This is a genomic window from Streptococcus sp. Marseille-Q6504 (genome assembly GCF_965111625.1).
The window spans coordinates 324464-343413 of sequence record NZ_CBCOON010000001.1 but is presented as its reverse complement, the minus strand read 5'-3'; the positions used below and the strand labels follow the sequence as shown (position 1 = coordinate 343413).

Below are 18950 nucleotides of genomic sequence, written 5' to 3'. Positions count from 1 at the left end.
GATTTAACAAGTTCATTTTTTATTTTATAATTTATTTCCGACATTGATACGGTTAATAGCACGTTGCAATGCAATTTTAGCACGGCGCTCTTGGTCGATTAAGTGTTTGTCTTGTGCTTCTTCAATTTCGCGTTCTGCACGAAGTTTAGCACGTTCTGCACGACTAACATCAATATCGCGCGCACGTTCAGCTGAGTCAGCAATAATGGTAATGACATTATTAGCAATCTCAATGATTCCTCCGTTTACTGCAATCCAGTTCACATGAGTATCATCATCGATGCGTTTAACCTTTACTTCATCAACTGCTAGAACCGCAATCATATTTTCATGTCGTGGCAAGATCCCCATCTCACCATCCAGAGTTCGTACCGATACAAAGCTGGCATGGTGATCATAGACGAGGCCATCTGGTGTCACGATCTGGACAGTTAAATGTGCCATAGATCACCTCTTAAAATCCCATTTTTTCAGCCTTAGCAATAACATCTTCGATTGAACCTACTCCACGGAAGGCATCTTCTGGAAGGTGATCGTATTTACCGTCAAGAATTTCCTTGAAGCCACGAACAGTTTCAGCTACTGGAACATAAGAACCTGGTTGACCTGTAAATTGTTCCGCAACGTTGAAGTTTTGTGACAAGAAGAACTGAATACGGCGTGCACGAGCAACCAAAGTCTTTTCTTCGTCAGAAAGCTCATCCATACCAAGGATGGCAATAATATCTTGCAATTCATGGTAACGTTGAAGGACACGTTTCACTTCAGCAGCTACTGCATAGTGCTCTTCTCCAACAATTTCAGGTGCCAAGGCACGTGAGCTTGAAGCAAGAGGGTCAACGGCTGGGTAAATCCCCAATTGAACCAATTTACGTTCCAAGTTAGTTGTTGAGTCCAAGTGAGCAAAAGCTGTTGCTGGCGCTGGGTCAGTATAGTCATCCGCTGGCACATAGATAGCCTGGATAGATGTTACAGAACCCTTCTTGGTTGACGTGATACGTTCTTGCAATTGACCCATTTCTGTTGCGAGGGTTGGTTGATAACCAACGGCTGAAGGCATACGACCCAAAAGGGCAGATACTTCTGAACCAGCTTGTGTGAAACGGAAAATGTTGTCAATGAAGAGAAGAACGTCTTGACCTTCTACATCACGGAAGTATTCAGCGATTGTCAAACCAGTAAGGGCAACACGCATACGTGCTCCTGGTGGCTCATTCATCTGACCAAATACCATGGCTGTTTTTTCGATAACGCCTGATTCTTTCATTTCCCAGTAGAGGTCGTTCCCTTCACGAGTACGTTCCCCAACACCAGTAAATACTGAGATCCCACCGTGTTCTTGGGCGATGTTGTGAATCAATTCTTGGATCAAAACGGTCTTACCAACTCCGGCACCACCGAAGAGTCCGACCTTACCACCTTTAAGGTAAGGGGCAAGAAGGTCGATAACCTTGATCCCTGTTTCTAGAATTTCTGAAGAGGTAGACAATTCATCAAAAGTTGGTGCTTTTTTATGAATTGGCTGACGCTCTGCATCTTCACCAAAAGGAGCTTCCAAGTCAATGGTATCTCCCAAAACGTTGAAGACACGTCCTAGAGTTTCTTTCCCAACTGGTACTGAGATTGGACGGCCTGTGTCCAATACTTCCAAACCACGGGTCAAGCCATCAGTTGATTCCATAGCGATAGTACGAATCATACCATCTCCCAACTCCAAGGCTACTTCAAGGACGATTTTTGTTTTTCTTTCGTCATTTTTGTAGACGACAAGTGCATTATTAATCTCTGGTAGTTTCTCACCTGCTGCAAACATGACGTCTACAACGGGACCGATAACCTGAGCAATTTTACCTGAACTCATCTACTTCTCCTATTCTGTATAAGATACTGTCGGTTCCTAGCTCAACTAGGTCCTAATACTCTTCGAAAATCAAATTCAAACCACGTCAGCGTCGCCTTACCGTACTCAAGTACAGCCTGCGGCTAGCTTCCTAGTTTGCTCTTTGATTTTCATTGAGTATAAGTTCATTTTCATACGAGCTGGACTAGAGCCTATTCTAAGGCACTAGCTCCTGCTACGATTTCTGTAATTTCTTGTGTAATCGCCGCCTGTCTGGCACGGTTATACTGGATAGTCAAATCATTGATAACTTTTTTAGCATTATCTGTAGCTGTTTGCATAGCCGTCATCCCTGCCGCATTTTCAGCTGTCTTGGCATCAATAATAGCACCGTAAATCATACTTTCTGCAAACTGTGGCAATAGTTGATCCAAGATTTCTTCACGACTTGTTTCAAGCTCAAATGTCAAGCTGTAGTTATCATCTGCTTCATTTGGGTCCAAGTCGACAATTGGAAGCATCTGCTCCACACGCATTTGACTTGTCAGTGTATTCACGTGGTGGTTGTAGCAAACATAGAGCTCATCGAAAAGTTCATTTTGATACATTTCAATGGTTTTTGAAATAATCTTACGAACTTCATCGAAGCTTGGTTGACTTGCGAGACCACGCAATTCATAAATTGGCTGAATACCACGAGCTTTAAAGAAGTCTGCTCCCATACCACCGATACAGATGACTTCGAAATCATCACCTGATGGATGGTATTCTTGTTGCAGTTCCATGACAGCCTTCAAGATTGAAGAGTTATATCCTCCAACAAGACCACGGTCAGATGTAATGACGATATAGCCTGTTTTCTTGACAGGGCGACTAATCAACATGGGATTTGTTGATCCGCCAGCACCATCCCCGTGAAGGATGTCTGTAAGGAGTTTACGGACTTTTTGAGCATAAATCTGGAAGTTGCGTGCAGCTTCTTCAGAACGACCTAACTTAGCTGCAGAAACCATCTGCATGGCGTTAGTAATTTGACTAGTATTTTTCGTTGAGGCGATTTTTGTTTTAATATCATTTAGAGATACTGCCATCTGACACCTCTATTCTTATTGGAAGCTGGATTGGTTGAGAAACTCAGTAATCGCAGCATCCAAGACTGCTTCTTCTGGCAAGTCTTTTGTTTCACGAATAGTTTCCAAAATCTCTGGATGTTGCGCATCAAAGAAGGCATGGAATTCTTCCTCAAAACGAACAATATCATCAACTGATATAGTATCCAAGAATCCATGAGTCAAGGCATACAGAATGGTCACTTGTTTCTCAACAGGTAGTGGTTTATGAACAGGTTGTTTCAATACTTCTACAGTACGACGACCACGGTTCAATTTAGCCTGAGTAGCAGCATCCAAATCTGAACCAAATTTAGTGAAGGCTTCCAACTCTCGGTATGAAGCAAGGTCGATACGAAGAGTACCAGCAACCTTCTTCATGGCTTTAATCTGAGCAGAACCACCAACACGAGATACAGAAGAACCCGCATCAATAGCTGGACGAATACCCGCATTAAAGAGACTATCACTTAAGAAGATTTGTCCATCCGTAATAGAGATTACGTTTGTGGCGATATAGGCTGAGATATCTCCTGCTTGGGTCTCGATAAACGGAAGAGCCGTGATAGATCCACCGCCAAGCTCATCTGAAACTTTAGCAGAACGCTCAAGTAGACGACTGTGAAGGTAGAAGACATCCCCTGGGAAGGCCTCACGACCTGGTGGACGACGGAGCAAGAGAGAAAGTTCACGATAAGCTACCGCTTGTTTAGATAGGTCATCATAAACGATCAAGACATGCTTCCCTTGGTACATGAACTCTTCTGCCATAGCAACTCCAGCATATGGTGCGAGGTAGAGCAATGGTGAAGGCTGTGAAGCTGAAGCTGTCACAACGATTGTGTAATCCAAGGCACCGTACTGACGAAGTGTTTCCACTTGTGTACGAACTGTTGATTCTTTTTGTCCAATCGCTACATAGATACAAATCATATCTTGACCTTTTTGGTTCAAGATAGCGTCAATAGCGATAGTTGTCTTCCCTGTTTGACGGTCACCAATGATCAACTCACGTTGGCCACGACCGATTGGAACAAGGGCGTCAATAGCTTTCAAACCTGTTTGCAATGGTTCTGAGACAGACTTACGTTGCATAACACCAGGAGCTGGTGCTTCAACTGGACGAGTCTTATCAGTGTTGATTGGACCCAAACCGTCTACAGGACGACCAAGGGGATCGACAACACGTCCAATCAAGCTATCACCAACTGGAACTTCCATGATTTTCCCTGTACGACGAATTGTATCGCCTTCACGGATATCTGTAAAGTCCCCAAGGATGATAATACCGACATCTGTTGATTCCAAGTTTTGCGCCATACCATAAGAGCCATTTTCAAAAATCAACAGCTCACCACTCATGGCATTTTCAAGACCATGAGCACGCGCAATCCCGTCACCAATATAGGTTACAAAACCTGTTTCAGTCACATCAAAATTGGGTTTGAAATTTTCAATTTGTTGCTTAATTAAAGCGCTGATTTCTTGTGCGTTAATTGCCAAAAGAACACCACTTTCTATTTCAAATTTTCCTTAACAACTTTAAGTTGTTGTTTAATACTCACATCAATTGTCTTGTGATTGGCAAAAATAACAAAACCACCGATTAAACTATCGTCAACTTTTTCCTTAATGCTACGAACTTTTAGAGACATCTTTTTCTCGATTAGAGGAATTAGTCGTTCTTTCTGTTCGTCAGTCAAAGGATGTGCAGACAAAATAGTCACTTCAAAACGATTGGTTTCTTTTTCAAGACGATTCAAGCAATCTACAATCACATCATAAAACAGGTTTGATCTGTGATTGTAAAGTAGAACCTCGATAAAGTTTTGTACTAAAGGTGACACAGAGTCATGGAAAAAACGAACCGTTTTTTCTTTATCCGACTCATCTACTGCCACCTGAGCTAAAAAAGAAGGTAAGCCTGTTTCTTCAGCTACTTGCTTGATTTGAGACAAGTCTGAAAAAATAGAATCTTCTTCTCCTTTTTCAATCACCAATTGGACAAAAGGCATGCTGTATTTTTCAATTACCTTTAGAGTCTTTTTGTCCATTAAGCTTCTCCTAGCTGATCGATATACTGATCAATGAGTTCTTTATGGGCCTGACCGTCAAGGTTTTGAGAGATAATTTTTCCAGCTAGACTGATTGTCAAGTCTGCCACATCTCCCTTAACACTTTGTAAAGCTTCAGCTTTATTTTGAGCAATTTCTTGGTTGGCTTTTTCTTTTAAGCGCCCAGCTTCAAGTTTAGCTTCGGCCAAAATATCAGCTTTACTTTTCTCAGCTGTTTCCTTTGCATTCTCGATAATCGTTTTAGCTTCGGTACGGCTGCCTGCTAACTCAGCTTCACGTTTGCTAGCAAGTTCCTCTGCCTTTTTACGGGCTTCTTCGGCACCATCAATATCTGAAGAAATCTTTTCAGCGCGTTCATCTAAGACACTGGTAATATTTCCCCAAGCATATTTCTTCACTAAAAAGATCAATAAAAGGAAGGAACCAGCGACCAGAATAAAGTCACCAATAATGGTACTAATAGTTAAATCCATCTTCTAATCCTCCTCTACTTACTCTTCCCCTTCATTTATTTTTTTACCAATGTACATAGATGACAACATGGTAAATACATAAGCTTGAATACATGAAATGAAAATCGAAAATGCTGTCCATAACATGTTTGCGATAAAGGCAAAAGGATACCAATACAAGGCATGTTGTGACAAGGCCAATAGCAATCCAGCTAAGACCTCACCGGCAAAAATATTTCCGTAGATCCGAATCGCCAAGGAAGCAAAATTGGTGAACTCTTCTAAAATGTTCATCGGAGTCATAAAGCCAGGTGTAACAAATGCTCTCAAATATTCTTTAACGCCTCTACGACGAACTCCTTCTACATGGGCGATCAAAGTGATCAAGAATGAGAGGGATAAATCGTATCCAAGGTTGGCTGTTGGGGAAGTCCACAAGTTATAACCGTTTGTTGTTTGTACTTTTGCCATTAAGCCGATATTATTGGCAACCAAGATAAACAGAAATAGAGAAAACAGAAACAAGGAATAATCCTTGATGTATGAATCTCCAATGTTTGGTTTAGTAAAACCAATCACAAAGTCATAAATCATCTCAAGAGCATTTTGTTTACCCTTTGGACGGATGGTCATTTCACGACTTGCCCAATAGACAAAGGCAAAAACCATCAAAACAGTTACAAGAGACATGGCAAGCAGGGTCAAATCAAAGGATATTGGTCCAATATTAACGGTTGGATTCAAACTTTCTTCCATGGTTTGACACCTCCATTTCTAAATAGAGTTGTCTATTTAATGACAAATGCCATCGCTAGGGTTACAAAGAAGGTACCTTCTACAAAGGCAACACCAAGAATTAAAAGGCTGCGTAATTGGTCAATAATTTCAGGTTGACGAGCGGCAGACTTGAAGAGATTACTCATAATCAATCCTTCAGCAATAGATACACCCATACAGGCAAGACAAAGTCCGAAAAATGTTAAATTCATGACGAATTCTCCTTTTTTAAATTAAATTTACCCTTCTAGTTTAGTCCTAAAATTTGCTTTTGTCAACTTTTTACTAGTAATGAAAGCGTTTCGAATCATTTATTTCTAATTTTACGATTTTCAAGACAATTATATAGAAAATTTTATTGTCTTTTCATACCACTTTCACTACCTTTCCTTGTTTTCTGAAAACAAAAAACCGAGTTTTACAACTCGGTTTTGTCAGTTCTTATCTGAAATAAATTGAGTAATGATTTTGACAAGCTGGATTAAATGCAGCATTACAAAATGGACAAGTGCCCGTCTCTGTATACTCCTCATACCTTAGTGTTTTCCCACAGGAGCCACATAAGATAGGTCTATCCTCTTTCAGATTTAAAGGATAGGGAGAAAATATGTGCGACTCTAGTTCATTATGACACTGATAACAAGCATAGTATTTTTGACACTCATAGCACTGAAGTGCTGCGATATCCTTATCACTATGGTAATGAACACATCTGCTTTCATGATCTACTAGTAAGCCCTGAGCTTGAACCATTCTTTTTCCTTATCTAGGCACGAACTGTGACGCTTGTTCCATCTTCTTTGTAAAGATTGATCAGGCCTTCTTTCAAAGCACGTACCATGTCACCAGCTTGAACAGGTTGAGGAACCTTGATAGTCAAAAGTTCCATTGGATTTGGGGCGCGATCGATTTTATTTCCTTTGGCATCGTGAAGGTCTTCGATAAAAGTTTCAAAATGACGGAAGCCTGGACCGTAGAACTCAACTTGGTCGCCTTCGTTGATAACATTACGTTGGCGGATGGTTGCTGTCTGAGTCGCATCATCATAAGCTACTACTTCAGCAACAAACTTGTATTCTGGAATCTTACGACGAGCTCCGAAAAGTTGCTCATTTTCAGATGGTGTCCCATAGTAGAAACCTGTAGCCAATTCACGTTGGGCAACCTTCCACATTTCATCAATCAAGTCTTGCTTGATTGCTTCAAACTTTTCAGGGCTTTCAAGGTAAGCATCGACTGCAGCCTTGTAGCAGTTTGTTACTGTTGAAACATAGTGGATCGACTTCATACGGCCTTCAATCTTAAGACTGTCCACACCATTTTCAATCATATCAGGGATATGGTCAATCATAGACATATCAACCGCAGACATAGAGAATTCTTCAGGAATTTCTCCCTTAAGACTCTTACGTTCCTTACCGAAGGGCATATCGTAAAGGTCATATTTCCAACGGCAAGATTGTGAACATCCACCACGGTTGGCGTCACGCATACTCATATGGTTAGAAAGAGTACAACGACCAGAGTATGAGATACACATAGCACCATGGACGAAGGCTTCAATCTCAACATCGGTACGTTTGCGAATCTCTGCCAATTCTTCCATAGAAACCTCACGCGCCAAAACGACACGCGTCAATCCAAGTTCTTTCCAGAATTCTAGAGTTTCATAGTTGGTAGCACTTGCTTGAGTTGAAAGGTGAATTTCAAGTCCTGGTGCTTCTGTTGCTGCAATCATGATCAAGGCTGGATCTGATACGATAACCGCTGCAATCCCAATATCACGTAATTTACGGAACCATTCTCCAGCGCCTTCTTCGTTTCCTTCGTGCATAACCATATTAGCAGCCACATATACCTTAGCTCCATACTTAGCCGCGAACTGTACTCCTTCTTCCATTTGTTCGAAAGTAAAGTTCCCTGCACGGCTACGAAGACCATAGGCCTGACCACCGATAAAGACAGCATCTGCTCCATATTGAACAGCTACTTTTAGTTTTTCAAGTGTTCCTGCAGGTGATAGAACCTCAGGACGTTTCAAAGTTTTTGTCATGTTTTCTCCTATTTGCAATATAAAAGTTTGACACTAATCTTTACCATTTTATAGCAAAAAGGTTCTAAAATCAAGTTTTGATTGATTGTTTAGACAATTTTAATTTTCTTGAAAAGCTAAGCTCAGCGAACTGTTTCTATTTGCCAAGCACTCCAACCTTTAAAACGAATGGCCCCTTTTTGATCCGTTTTGTAAATCGAATTCCCAAGTTCTTGGTTATTCTCCCCATTTTTTTCTTTAAATTTTTTCTTCTTGTCAACAGAAATGACAGTGATTTTAGGCTGGAAGATTTCGATATCTGTTTTTTTCTTCGATGCTTGCTGATGAGTTAGCACTACATCTGCTTGGAGTTTTGGATAAGAGTTTGCTAAGAACTTCTCCTCTATCTTTCCAGTGACTAGAAAAGTTTGATTTAGTAGCTTTCCATACATTGCTATTGATGCTTTACTATCACTGTTTTGATTTTCGATTACTTCTAAACTACTCCCAAAAATAAATAACTGCTCTCCTGTTTTAATAGGACGTACTTTCAAGTTACTTTCCTTTAATTTATCCATAAATTCTCTTTTAGATAGAGTTTCTTCAGTTACTAGAATCTCTCCAAGATTGAAGGCTTTACTAATTTCTAGTAGGTGGTCTAGTTGCTTAGGTTCACTATCCGTTAAAACAAGTTGATCAATCTTTGCCACTCCTCTACTTTTCAGATAGGGAATTAAACTTCGTTTGGCAACGCTCGAGCTGACTTTCTCCTGCCAAGCTTCTTTTTTCTCAACTGCTAACTTTTCACCGACATCCAGTAATATTGTCTTTCCTGTCATGTCTCTTAGGAAAATGCTCCGTCCCTGCTCCATGTCTAGGACTGTGATTTCATTTTCCAGTGGATGTTTGGTTACTAAGAAAAGGGAAACGATAAATAGGATAAGCAAAGGTGCTTTCTTCAAATTTTTACGATAATCATAAATCAGAGCCAAAGAGACTAATAGACATGCCAGAACCCAAAGACTCGGTTGACCAAAAACTAAAGGTCTAGTAGATAGCTGAGATACATAGCGTATGATGTTTTCTAGCCATTCAAAAAAAAAGTTAAACTGGGTAATAGGATATATCCATGACAGACAGAAGAGTATTGATAAAAGTGGTAGCAAGACCATATCAAATAAAAAAGAAAAGACAAAGGTTAAGAGTATGGACCAAGGTTGAAATTCAGAAAAATAGAATGATAAAATTGGCAGAATTCCTAGGGAAATAATGAAACTTTCTCTTACCAAACCTTTTATCCCTGCTACTTCTTCACCAGTCATGGTCAGGATAAAGGCATAGGCACAGGAGAGCACTCCACCAGCAGTTAGGAAGAAATTCGGCATCACGATAAACAGGACAAGGACTGTCAAAGCAAAGTTATCCAGACCCTTGAAGCCATGCTGAGCCAAAAGTTTTTGCAACAGGCTTCTAATGACAGAAGCTGAGAAACCTGTCAAACCTGCATAGACCAAAGAAAAGGGATAGGCAAGCCATTTGAACTTCTCTTGCGTCAAACCCAATCGTAAGAGTGACTTCTTAAAAGCATTCATGAAGAAACCGACCTGCATTCCTGACAAAGCAAAAAGGTGAATAATCCCTAGACTGGAATAGAGTTCGTTCATTTCCTCAAAATCTGTGTCCAAGTGCCCTAATAAAAGACCTGTCATATAATTACGCATGGGGTCAGGAAAATTCCTTTTAATCCAGACAACTGCTTTTCTCCGCAAGCTGGATAGATTTTCTCCTATATCCCAGCTGGATGTTTTCTTTAATTCGACCATTTCCGATATAGTTAAGGTCTGATAAATCCCCTGTGTTTTTAGATAATTTCGATAATCAAATCCAGCAAAATTATTTGCTCCTTGAGGAATAGCTAGCTTTCCTTTTACTACTATCTCATGCAGTTCAGATAACTCTTTAAACCTTTCCTTTTCAGACTCTGACTGGAATTTATAATAGACCTGAAAGAGTCTGCCATCAGCCTTCCCACGAAAGGATAAACTATCTCCATTGACCTTGATAGTATCAGGCAAGATTCGTACCGTATTAACGGAGTCAACAAGATGTTGACTCGCTTCTTCTTGTTGCCATTTTTGAAATATAAACCAGCTTCCAAAAAGACCACAAACAAAGATAACCTTGACCACAGTCTTCCATGGAAATTGAAAAAAGAGGCAGAGCAGTAAAAAGACAAAGCCCAAGAGTGCTAAAAAGCTTGCTGAAAAAATAGCATAGTAGAGCCATAATAAAAGAAAACTGAGATAGATTTTTGGTATGGGAAATCGACTAATCCACTGTGACATACTCTTTTAACTTTTCTATCGTTTTTGCACCAATACCAGAAACCTTTTTGAGCTCATCAACTGACTTAAACTTACCGTTGGACTCACGATGGTCGATGATATCCTGAGCACGTTTGGCTCCCAACCCCTTGACTTGTTTCAGCTCCTCTAAACTGGCTTTATTGAGATTGACTTTCTTATTTTCTTTGGTGTTGGAAGCATTTGAATGCGCCTCTTGACTGGTAGTTTCTTCCTTAGTCGGAACATAAACAAGTGCTTCGTCACTAATTCTCTGGGCAAGATTTATAGACTTACTATCAGCATTATCTGTCAAGCCACCAGCTTTTTGGACAGCATCGTTGATACGACTTCCAACTGGCAAATCATAAATTCCAGGTGATTTGACCGCACCTTTTACATCAACAGTAATCAGATCTTGCTCCACCACTTCTTCCTTCTGATTTTTATCTTCCTTTTCCTCCGTCGGATCCTTTGAAACAGTTGTAACTTCTGTTTGCAAATTGCTTTCCTTAGCCGGTGTTTGAGCGACTGGCTTCAGGAGGAAAAATCCGCCTAAGACCATGCCAAAAATAGCACAGATAACAATGATTTTATATTCTTTGATTTTCTCAATAAGTTCTTCCATAATTTCTCCTCTCTTATCTTATTCGTAATGCAAAGAAAAAACAGCTGAAATATCTTTTCAACTGCTTATTTATTTGCAAAATATTCTTCTTTGGTTAAGACATATCTTAAGTAGATAAATAAGTTTTTCTTGCAATTTATAGCGCTTTTATATAAAATAAGAACATCACAAGAAAAGACTGGGTTCTTCCTGTGATGATTTCGTATAAGAACCTAGATATTAAATAAGGAGCTAATCTCTATGTTAATTGGAATTCCAAAGGAAATTAAAAATAATGAAAATCGTGTTGCTTTGACACCTGCTGGTGTACAGAGTCTTGTTGGTCATGGTCACCGTGTCCTCATCGAAACAAATGCTGGTCTTGGATCTGGTTTTACTGATGCTGACTATGAAAAGCAAGGAGCTGAGATTGTCGCAACTGCTGCTGAAGCCTGGGCTGCAGAGTTAGTTGTTAAAGTCAAGGAACCCCTTGCTAGTGAGTACCAGTTCTTGCGTGAAGACTTACTTCTCTTCACCTACTTGCACATGGCAGCAGCCCCAGAATTAGCGGATGCTATGCTTGCAGCAAAAACAACTGGTGTTGCTTATGAAACTGTACGCAATACTGAAGGTCAACTCCCTCTATTGGTTCCAATGAGTGAGGTTGCAGGTCGTATGGCTGTCCAAATCGGAGCTCACTTCTTGACGAAACAAGCTGGTGGTTCTGGAGTTCTTTTAGGTGGTGTCCCAGGTGTACCAAAAGGAAAAGTAACCATTATCGGTGGTGGTGTCGTTGGTACACACGCAGCACGTATCGCTCTTGGTTTAGGTGCTCAAGTAACTATTCTAGATATCAGCGCTAAACGTCTCTCTGAACTTGAAGATGTCTTTGGTCACCAAATCCAAACACTCATGTCTAACCCATTTAATATCGAAGCAAGTGTGCGTGAAGCAGACGTTGTTATCGGTGCAGTATTGATTCCTGGTGCCAAAGCTCCAAAATTAGTGACAGATGACATGGTTCAACAAATGCGTCCCGGTTCTGTCATCGTAGACGTTGCTGTAGACCAAGGTGGCGTTATTGCAACTGCTGACCGTGTAACAACCCACGATGAGCCTGTCTATGAAAAACATGGTGTTCTCCACTATGCGGTTGCTAACATTCCTGGAGCCGTTGCTCGTACTTCTACTATCGCCCTTACAAATGTGACTCTTCCATATATCGAAGCCTTGGCAGGAAAAGGATTTAAGAAAGCAATCCTTGACGATGCTGGATTACGTGAAGGTGTAACAACTTATCAAGGTCAACTCACAAGTCAACCTGTTGCTGAAGGTTTAGAACGTGACTTCACACCTATCAGTGAACTTGTCTAATAAGAAATTCAAAAAATTAAGAGCAGTTTTTCAACTGCTCTTTTTCTTTATTCTGTTTCTTCTTGATTTTCTTCAGCTTTGACAGGTCGAGGTTCATAGGCTCTGATAATCTGAGCAACGACTGGATGGCGAACCACATCCTTGGCTGAGAAGTGTACAAAGTCAATCTGATGAATGTTCTTAAGTTTTTCCTGGGCATCAATCAAACCTGACTTAACATTACGTGGTAGGTCAATCTGGCTAATATCCCCATTGACAATCATTTTTGAATTGAATCCAAGACGTGTCAAGAACATCTTCATCTGCATGATGGTTGTATTTTGGGCTTCATCTAAGATGACAAAGGCATCATCCAAGGTACGTCCACGCATATAGGCCAAAGGTGCAATCTCAATAATTTCTCGCTCCATGAGACGAGTTGTTTGGTCTTTCCCTAAAATCTGATATAAGGCATCGTATACTGGTCGAAGATAAGGGTCTACCTTTTCCTTCAAATCTCCTGGTAGAAATCCCAAGCTTTCCCCAGCTTCTACTGCTGGACGAGTCAGGATAATACGCTTGACTTGACCACGTTTGAGAGCTGTAACAGCCAAGGTCACTGCTAGGAAAGTTTTTCCTGTCCCCGCTGGCCCAATCCCGAAGGTAACATCATGGTTCTTAACACTATCTACATAAAGTTTTTGACCCAGTGTCTTTACACGTATCGGCTTACCAGTATTGTCTTTGATAATCTCTTCTTCATAGAGGGCAACAAACTTATCGATTTCATTGTTTCTAACCATATTGATGGCTGTCACCACATCCGGAGTTCCTACTGTCATGCCACGATTGACCAAGACCATCAAGGCTTGAATGACTTGCCGTGCTTCTTCACAAGAAGACTCCTCTCCCAAGACTTGTACAATCTCTGTACGAGCATGGATGATGACATCTAACTCTTCCTCCATCAAGCGAAGATGGCGTTCATTGGAACCAAAAAGATGAAACAGGTCATCTGGATGACTTAACTGAATGTCTATTGAATGTTCCTTCAAATAAAGAACCTCTCTAACTCTTTAATTTCTTTTTATTATAGCAAAGGCATTTAGAAATTGCTATCCCTAACACCTATGGTATCTTTAATGTTCTAAATATTCTTGCCAGATGCGATCGAAGTCTCCCATATTAAAGGAAAAACTAGCATGTTCTTCTAAAAATCGACTCACCTGATCGAAATCATCCGTATGTTTCGGGAAGGCTGACTCCTCAAAGGCAAGATCCGCTAAAATTGCTTTGGGACTATTACTTTTAGGATTACGCTCTGTCATAAGCCAAGTATAAAATGATTTTCGCATAAGCCTCCCTAAATTAACTCTGTACCAAATTGGTCTTGTTTAATCTTTCCAGCTTTCATTAAACCACCAAGCGCTTTTTTAAACTGACCTTTTGAGATACCAAAGGTAGCCTTGATGTCATCTGGTGAAGATTTATCATTTAAGGTCATAAATCCACCATTACTTTCCAAGTAAGTCAGAATCATTTGTGCATCATTTTCTAACATCTCAAAAGAGCGAGGTTTTAGTGATAGATTAAGAGTTCGGTCAACTTCACGGAAACCAATGACACGCACATCTAACACTTGCCCCAAACGTGGCTCTGCAAAGCGCTCACTTGGGTGGATAAATCCAAGCATGTTGTTTTCTGGTAGATAGACAAAAGTGCCTGATAACTTAAGACGATAAACGATTGCAGGCCAGTTCTGATTTTGCATGTTGTTGTATGCTGGACGTGCCAAACGTTGGAAGTCTTCCTGATAAGCCAAAACACCCCAAATACGGTCTTTCTTATCTACTTCTAGACGAATATAAAGTTTATCGCCCTTCTTGGGCCAGAGCTCTTTTAGTTCAGGTAGGATATCCAGTGACACTACGATTTCCTTGTCAGGAAGCCCTGTATCAACAAAAACACCCAAATCCTTACGCACTTCTGTTACAGTTCCCCAACCAAATTGATCCTGAGTTGCAGTCACTTCTTGAGTTGTCAAGCGAAGTTTTTGCTTCATATCCGTGTAGGCGAAACCTTTAACAGTATCACCAACTGTATGCTGACCTTCTTCCTTGGCAAGAGCATAGGTTTGACCATCCTTTTGTACAAAGTAAAAACTGTCATTTTCATCGATGATGAGTCCAACGATAAAACTTGCAAGATTTGTATTCATGTTTCCTTCTTTCGAATAAAACTCAGCCAGCAATGCCAACTGAGTTTTTCTGTTTATTTCTTAGACTTCCAAGATTTCTTTTTCTTTATTGGCAGTCATGTCGTCGATGTGTTTAACAGCATCGTCTGTCGCTTTTTGAATATCTTTTTCAAGAGTCTTCAATTCATCTTCAGTGATTTCTTTTGCTTTTTCTTGTTTCTTAGCTTCATCCATAGCGTCACGACGAATATTACGGATCGCTACTTTAGCATTTTCACCAACTTTTTTCACTTCTTTAGCGAGGTCGCGACGAGTTTCTTCTGTAAGAGCTGGGATTACCAAGCGAATAACAGAACCATCGTTAGCTGGTGTAATACCAAGATCTGAAGCGTTCAAGGCACGCTCGATATCCTTCAATGAAGATTTATCAAATGGTGTTACCAACAAGACACGCGCTTCAGGAATTGTGATAGAAGCGATTTGGTTAAGAGGTGTTTCGACACCATAGTATTCAACAGTAATACGGTCAAGCAAGCTAGCGTTAGCACGACCTGCACGGATACCACCAAATTCACGAGCAAGTGAGTGGTGAGATTGAGTCATTCTCTCTTTAGCTTTTTCTACAATTGCGTTAGCCATAATTTTTCTTATTCCTTTTCTTCGATATTGTTTGAAACAGTTGTTCCGATATTTTCACCAAATACAACACGTTTGATATTGCCAGGTTGGTTCATATTAAAGACAACCAAGTCAATATCGTTATCCATAGATAGAGTTGAAGCTGTTGAATCCATGATACGGAGACCTTTATTAATAACATCACGGTGAGTCAATTCTTCAAATTTAACAGCCGTTTTATCTTTCTTAGGATCCGCATTGTAGACACCGTCTACACCATTCTTAGCCATCAAAATAGCGTCCGCTTCAATCTCAGCTGCACGAAGAGCCGCTGTTGTATCTGTAGAGAAGTAAGGTGAACCAATTCCCGCGCCAAAGATAACGATACGTCCTTTTTCAAGGTGACGAAGGGCACGTCCACGAATATAAGGCTCTGCTACTTGTTGCATGGCAATAGCTGTTTGTACACGAGTATCAACACCAGCTTGTTGCAATGAATCTGCCATCACAAGAGCATTCATAACTGTCCCAAGCATTCCAGTGTAATCCGCTTGAACGCGATCCATACCAGCTTCTGCTGCAGGTTCTCCACGCCAAAGGTTACCACCACCGATAACCAAGGCGATTTCAATTCCTAGTTCGTGAACTTCCTTGATTTCTTGGGCCATACTTTGGACGGTTTTGATATCAATACCGACACCACGTTCGCCAGCAAGGGCTTCACCAGATAGCTTGATTAATATACGTTTATACTTAGGTTCTAACATTTTCTCTCTCCTTTTTTCATCCTACCTATTTTATCACAATTTCAAGGATTTTTATAGTATCATGAGCGATTCTTTCAAAAAAATTAGACAGATAAAAATTTCTCTAAATCAGACAAGGCGCGTTCTGCAATTTTCTCATAACGAGCCTTTTTATCACGAATACGCTCACCTTCTAACTCCTTGATAATCCCAAAGTTGACATTCATGGGTTGGAAGTGCTTGCTATCAGCATGAGTGATATAATGAGCTAAACTACCGATAGCTGTAGTCTCTGGGAAAATAGCCTCACTTTCTCCCTTGAAAAGACGAGCAGCATTGATTCCAGCAACTAATCCTGAAGCAGCTGACTCAACGTACCCTTCCACACCTGTCATCTGACCAGCAAAGAAGAGATTTGGCTGTTTCTTAGAACGGTATGTCTGTTCAAGAAGATTTGGTGAATCCATGTAAGAATTACGGTGCATAACACCATAACGGACAAACTCCGCATTTTCAAGTCCTGGAATCATTTGGAAGACACGCTTTTGTTCTCCCCATTTGAGGTGAGTTTGGAAACCAACGATGTTATAGAGACTACCTGCAGCATTATCCTGACGAAGCTGAACAACTGCATACGGTGTTTTAAAGTCACCATCACGAGGCCCTTTATAGTCTTCTGGATACTCGAGTCCAACTGGTTTCATAGGGCCATAAAGCATGGTTTTAATGCCACGTTTAGCCATAACTTCAATTGGCATACACCCTTCAAAGTACTTTTCTTTTTCAAAAGAATTAAGGGGTGCTTCTTCCGCATTGACCAAAGCTTCATGGAAATCCATAAACTCTTGCTTGGTCATCGGAGCATTGAGGTAGGCAGCTTCTCCCTTGTCATAACGAGACTTGAGATAGACCTTGCTCATATCGATAGTGTTGACGTCGATAATAGGCGCTGCCGCATCGTAGAAATAAAAACCGTCACCACCATTAAGAGAATGAATTTTCTCAGCCAGGGCATCGCTAGTTAAAGGACCAGTCGCTACAACTGTAATAGCATCTGTTGGCAATTCTGTGATTTCGTCACGAACGATCTCAATCAAGGGATGATTGGCAATTTTTTCAGTAACCATTTGAGAAAAACCGTCACGATCAACCGCAAGCGCTCCACCTGCAGGAACACGTGTAGCTTCTGCTGATTCTAAAATCACAGAACCAAGACGACGCATTTCTTCCTTGAGGAGCCCGACAGCATTTGTAAGAGCATCCCCTCGTAATGAGTTGGAACACACTAATTCTGCAAAATTATCTGTTTTATGCTGAGGTGTTGATTTGACACCACGCATTTCATAGAGTTTAACCGGAATACCACGCTCTGCGATTTGGTAAGCTGCTTCCGAACCTGCTAAACCAGCACCGATAACATTGATATAAGATTGAGACATGACACTAATACCTCTTTGGGTGGAAACTAAGTTCATATCAAAACAAGCCACTGGACTGTTTGACACCCACAAATCTTTCTAAATTTTCTTTTACTAGTATAACAAAAAAAGGGAAGAAGGCAAACTTCCCTGTTTAGTCATCCGATTGATTCTCTTCCCATTCATGATAAGATGCATAGAGCTGGCTTTTGTTCCACTGATATATTTTAGCGACTTCCTTAATGGCTTGATTTTTCTTAACACCTTCTTGGATACGATTTTGTATTTCAGAGAATAGATCTTCTTCATCCTTATCTTCAACTTCTAGACTAGCACCTTCTACGATGAGAAGACACTCGCCCTTGAGCGGTGTTTCAGAGATACTTTCAAGCAACTCAGTGATTTTCCCCCGTTGGTATTCTTCAAAAATCTTAGTCAATTCTCGAACTAGAACTACTGGACGGTCACCATAAACTGCTAGCATATTTTCTAGGGTATCAGCCACACGATGTGGAGATTCATAGAAAATCTGGGTCTCAGGATAATCTTTTTTTGATTCGAAAAATTGCTTTTGTTGTCCCGATTTTCGAGGTAAGAAGCCATAAAAAATGTGGGGTTGTGGAGCCAAACCACTGGCAATCAAGGCAGAAATTCCTGCGCTAGCACCTGGAACTGTGACAACTGCTATATCTTCTTCAATTGCCGCCTTGACCAAATCATGACCGGGGTCAGAAATACTTGGCAAACCCGCATCAGAAACTTGAGCAATACCTTGTCCTGCTTTCAGGAAACCAATCAAATCAGGAATCTTTTCCTTGGCATTGTGCTCATGAAAACTGATTTGTTTGGTTGAAATATCGAAATGCTTCAGCAATAGACCAGTATTACGAGTATCCTCGGCAGCAATCCAGTCCACTTCTTTCAAAGTCTGAATAGCACGAAAGGTCATATCTTCTAGATTCCCAATCGGAGTTGCGACAAGATATAACTTACCATAAGGTGACTGACCTTTAAAACTTTTTTGAATCTGCATGCTTACTCCCTAAACAACAATTCATCACAAAACATACATTCTGCATCTTGTTCACGACGTTGGCCATAAAAGTCGCGACACACATGAAAACCGTCGTCATAGATTCGACTCACGTTTTCTCTAACATGCTTGGTCTTAGTTGGAGCTGTTTCTTCTTCCTCACTCAAGCGCTCTCTCAGTTTATCGTTTTCTAAGCGAAGAGCTGTATTCTCTTCTACAACACTCTTGAGATTTTTTTTGATGGCTTCAACATCTGCCAAGGTTGCCAATAATTGTTGAGAAAAATCATCTAAGGCATCAAATAATTCTTTCTTGTTCATGAACAGCCCTTTCTTTTTCTGTTTTCATGTT

The 18950-nt window shown here is 40.6% G+C and carries 21 protein-coding genes; 1 reads left to right on the top strand and 20 read right to left on the bottom strand.

All coding sequences use genetic code 11. The annotated features are described in order from the left end of the window. Nucleotides 1-24: 24 nt before the first annotated feature. The 12 genes from ACWPUA_RS01710 to ACWPUA_RS01655 all read right to left on the bottom strand — a co-directional run bounded on the left by ACWPUA_RS01710 (nucleotide 25) and on the right by ACWPUA_RS01655 (nucleotide 11255). A complete protein-coding gene (locus ACWPUA_RS01710; protein WP_006148659.1) occupies nucleotides 25-444 on the bottom strand; it encodes a F0F1 ATP synthase subunit epsilon in 420 nt (139 codons plus the stop codon). A 10-nt stretch (nucleotides 445-454) separates the two neighbouring features. After that, complete coding sequence (gene atpD / locus ACWPUA_RS01705) at nucleotides 455-1861, bottom strand: F0F1 ATP synthase subunit beta (protein ID WP_036757320.1); 1407 nt, start codon at nucleotides 1859-1861, stop codon at nucleotides 455-457. Between the two features lie 191 nt (nucleotides 1862-2052). Next, a complete protein-coding gene (locus ACWPUA_RS01700; protein ID WP_004253324.1) occupies nucleotides 2053-2931 on the bottom strand; it encodes a F0F1 ATP synthase subunit gamma in 879 nt (292 codons plus the stop codon). Between the two features lie 15 nt (nucleotides 2932-2946). Beyond that, nucleotides 2947-4452, bottom strand: coding sequence for a F0F1 ATP synthase subunit alpha (atpA, locus tag ACWPUA_RS01695; protein WP_454378749.1), 1506 nt, complete (start codon nucleotides 4450-4452; stop codon nucleotides 2947-2949). A gap of 14 nt (nucleotides 4453-4466) precedes the next feature. Beyond that, a complete protein-coding gene (locus ACWPUA_RS01690; protein ID WP_006152681.1) occupies nucleotides 4467-5003 on the bottom strand; it encodes a F0F1 ATP synthase subunit delta in 537 nt (178 codons plus the stop codon). After that, nucleotides 5003-5497, bottom strand: a complete 495-nt coding sequence (gene atpF / locus ACWPUA_RS01685; RefSeq protein ID WP_036757323.1) for a F0F1 ATP synthase subunit B — start codon at nucleotides 5495-5497, stop codon at nucleotides 5003-5005. The genes ACWPUA_RS01690 and atpF overlap by 1 nt, the downstream gene beginning before the upstream one ends. 18 nt (nucleotides 5498-5515) lie before the next feature. After that, nucleotides 5516-6232: a F0F1 ATP synthase subunit A gene (gene atpB, locus ACWPUA_RS01680; protein WP_454378746.1), complete on the bottom strand. Its 717-nt coding sequence runs from the start codon at nucleotides 6230-6232 to the stop codon at nucleotides 5516-5518. Nucleotides 6233-6264: 32 nt separating this feature from the next. Further along, the gene (locus ACWPUA_RS01675) at nucleotides 6265-6465 is read right to left on the bottom strand and encodes a F0F1 ATP synthase subunit C (RefSeq protein WP_004253309.1); all 201 of its coding nucleotides are present in this window, start codon (nucleotides 6463-6465) and stop codon (nucleotides 6265-6267) included. A 229-nt stretch (nucleotides 6466-6694) separates the two neighbouring features. Then, on the bottom strand, nucleotides 6695-7006 hold the full coding sequence (locus ACWPUA_RS01670; RefSeq protein ID WP_414290633.1) for a CHY zinc finger protein: 312 nt from the start codon (nucleotides 7004-7006) through the stop codon (nucleotides 6695-6697). 13 nt (nucleotides 7007-7019) lie between these two features. Next, nucleotides 7020-8306 carry a peptidase U32 family protein gene (locus ACWPUA_RS01665; RefSeq protein ID WP_371499602.1) on the bottom strand — a complete coding sequence of 429 codons (1287 nt, stop codon included), beginning with the start codon at nucleotides 8304-8306 and terminating at the stop codon, nucleotides 7020-7022. Between the two features lie 122 nt (nucleotides 8307-8428). After that, nucleotides 8429-10630 (bottom strand): ComEC/Rec2 family competence protein, encoded by a 2202-nt coding sequence (locus tag ACWPUA_RS01660; protein ID WP_454378743.1) that lies wholly within the window; start codon nucleotides 10628-10630, stop codon nucleotides 8429-8431. Continuing rightward, nucleotides 10614-11255 carry a helix-hairpin-helix domain-containing protein gene (locus ACWPUA_RS01655; protein ID WP_454378741.1) on the bottom strand — a complete coding sequence of 214 codons (642 nt, stop codon included), beginning with the start codon at nucleotides 11253-11255 and terminating at the stop codon, nucleotides 10614-10616. The genes ACWPUA_RS01660 and ACWPUA_RS01655 overlap by 17 nt, the downstream gene beginning before the upstream one ends. 240 nt (nucleotides 11256-11495) lie before the next feature. On the opposite strand from ACWPUA_RS01655, the gene ald reads away from it, so the two are divergent. Further along, on the top strand, nucleotides 11496-12608 hold the full coding sequence (ald, locus tag ACWPUA_RS01650; protein ID WP_454378739.1) for an alanine dehydrogenase: 1113 nt from the start codon (nucleotides 11496-11498) through the stop codon (nucleotides 12606-12608). A 47-nt stretch (nucleotides 12609-12655) separates the two neighbouring features. Here ald and ACWPUA_RS01645 read toward each other — a convergent pair whose 3' ends face one another. The 8 genes from ACWPUA_RS01645 to yabA all read right to left on the bottom strand — a co-directional run bounded on the left by ACWPUA_RS01645 (nucleotide 12656) and on the right by yabA (nucleotide 18919). After that, nucleotides 12656-13642, bottom strand: a complete 987-nt coding sequence (locus ACWPUA_RS01645) for a PhoH family protein (protein ID WP_454378737.1) — start codon at nucleotides 13640-13642, stop codon at nucleotides 12656-12658. Between the two features lie 84 nt (nucleotides 13643-13726). Continuing rightward, complete coding sequence (locus tag ACWPUA_RS01640) at nucleotides 13727-13942, bottom strand: YozE family protein (protein ID WP_001232087.1); 216 nt, start codon at nucleotides 13940-13942, stop codon at nucleotides 13727-13729. A gap of 8 nt (nucleotides 13943-13950) precedes the next feature. After that, nucleotides 13951-14805, bottom strand: coding sequence for an RNA-binding virulence regulatory protein CvfB (gene cvfB / locus ACWPUA_RS01635; RefSeq protein WP_454378735.1), 855 nt, complete (start codon nucleotides 14803-14805; stop codon nucleotides 13951-13953). 60 nt (nucleotides 14806-14865) lie between these two features. Next, entirely contained in the window at nucleotides 14866-15423 is a 558-nt protein-coding gene (gene frr / locus ACWPUA_RS01630; protein WP_006152642.1) for a ribosome recycling factor, read from the bottom strand. Between the two features lie 8 nt (nucleotides 15424-15431). Continuing rightward, a complete protein-coding gene (gene pyrH / locus ACWPUA_RS01625; protein WP_454378733.1) occupies nucleotides 15432-16169 on the bottom strand; it encodes a UMP kinase in 738 nt (245 codons plus the stop codon). A gap of 83 nt (nucleotides 16170-16252) precedes the next feature. After that, nucleotides 16253-17587 (bottom strand): methylenetetrahydrofolate--tRNA-(uracil(54)-C(5))-methyltransferase (FADH(2)-oxidizing) TrmFO, encoded by a 1335-nt coding sequence (trmFO, locus tag ACWPUA_RS01620; RefSeq protein WP_454378732.1) that lies wholly within the window; start codon nucleotides 17585-17587, stop codon nucleotides 16253-16255. 133 nt (nucleotides 17588-17720) lie between these two features. Next, on the bottom strand, nucleotides 17721-18599 hold the full coding sequence (gene rsmI / locus ACWPUA_RS01615) for a 16S rRNA (cytidine(1402)-2'-O)-methyltransferase (protein ID WP_454378730.1): 879 nt from the start codon (nucleotides 18597-18599) through the stop codon (nucleotides 17721-17723). 2 nt (nucleotides 18600-18601) lie between these two features. After that, on the bottom strand, nucleotides 18602-18919 hold the full coding sequence (gene yabA, locus ACWPUA_RS01610; RefSeq protein WP_004253267.1) for a DNA replication initiation control protein YabA: 318 nt from the start codon (nucleotides 18917-18919) through the stop codon (nucleotides 18602-18604). Nucleotides 18920-18950: the final 31 nt, after the last annotated feature.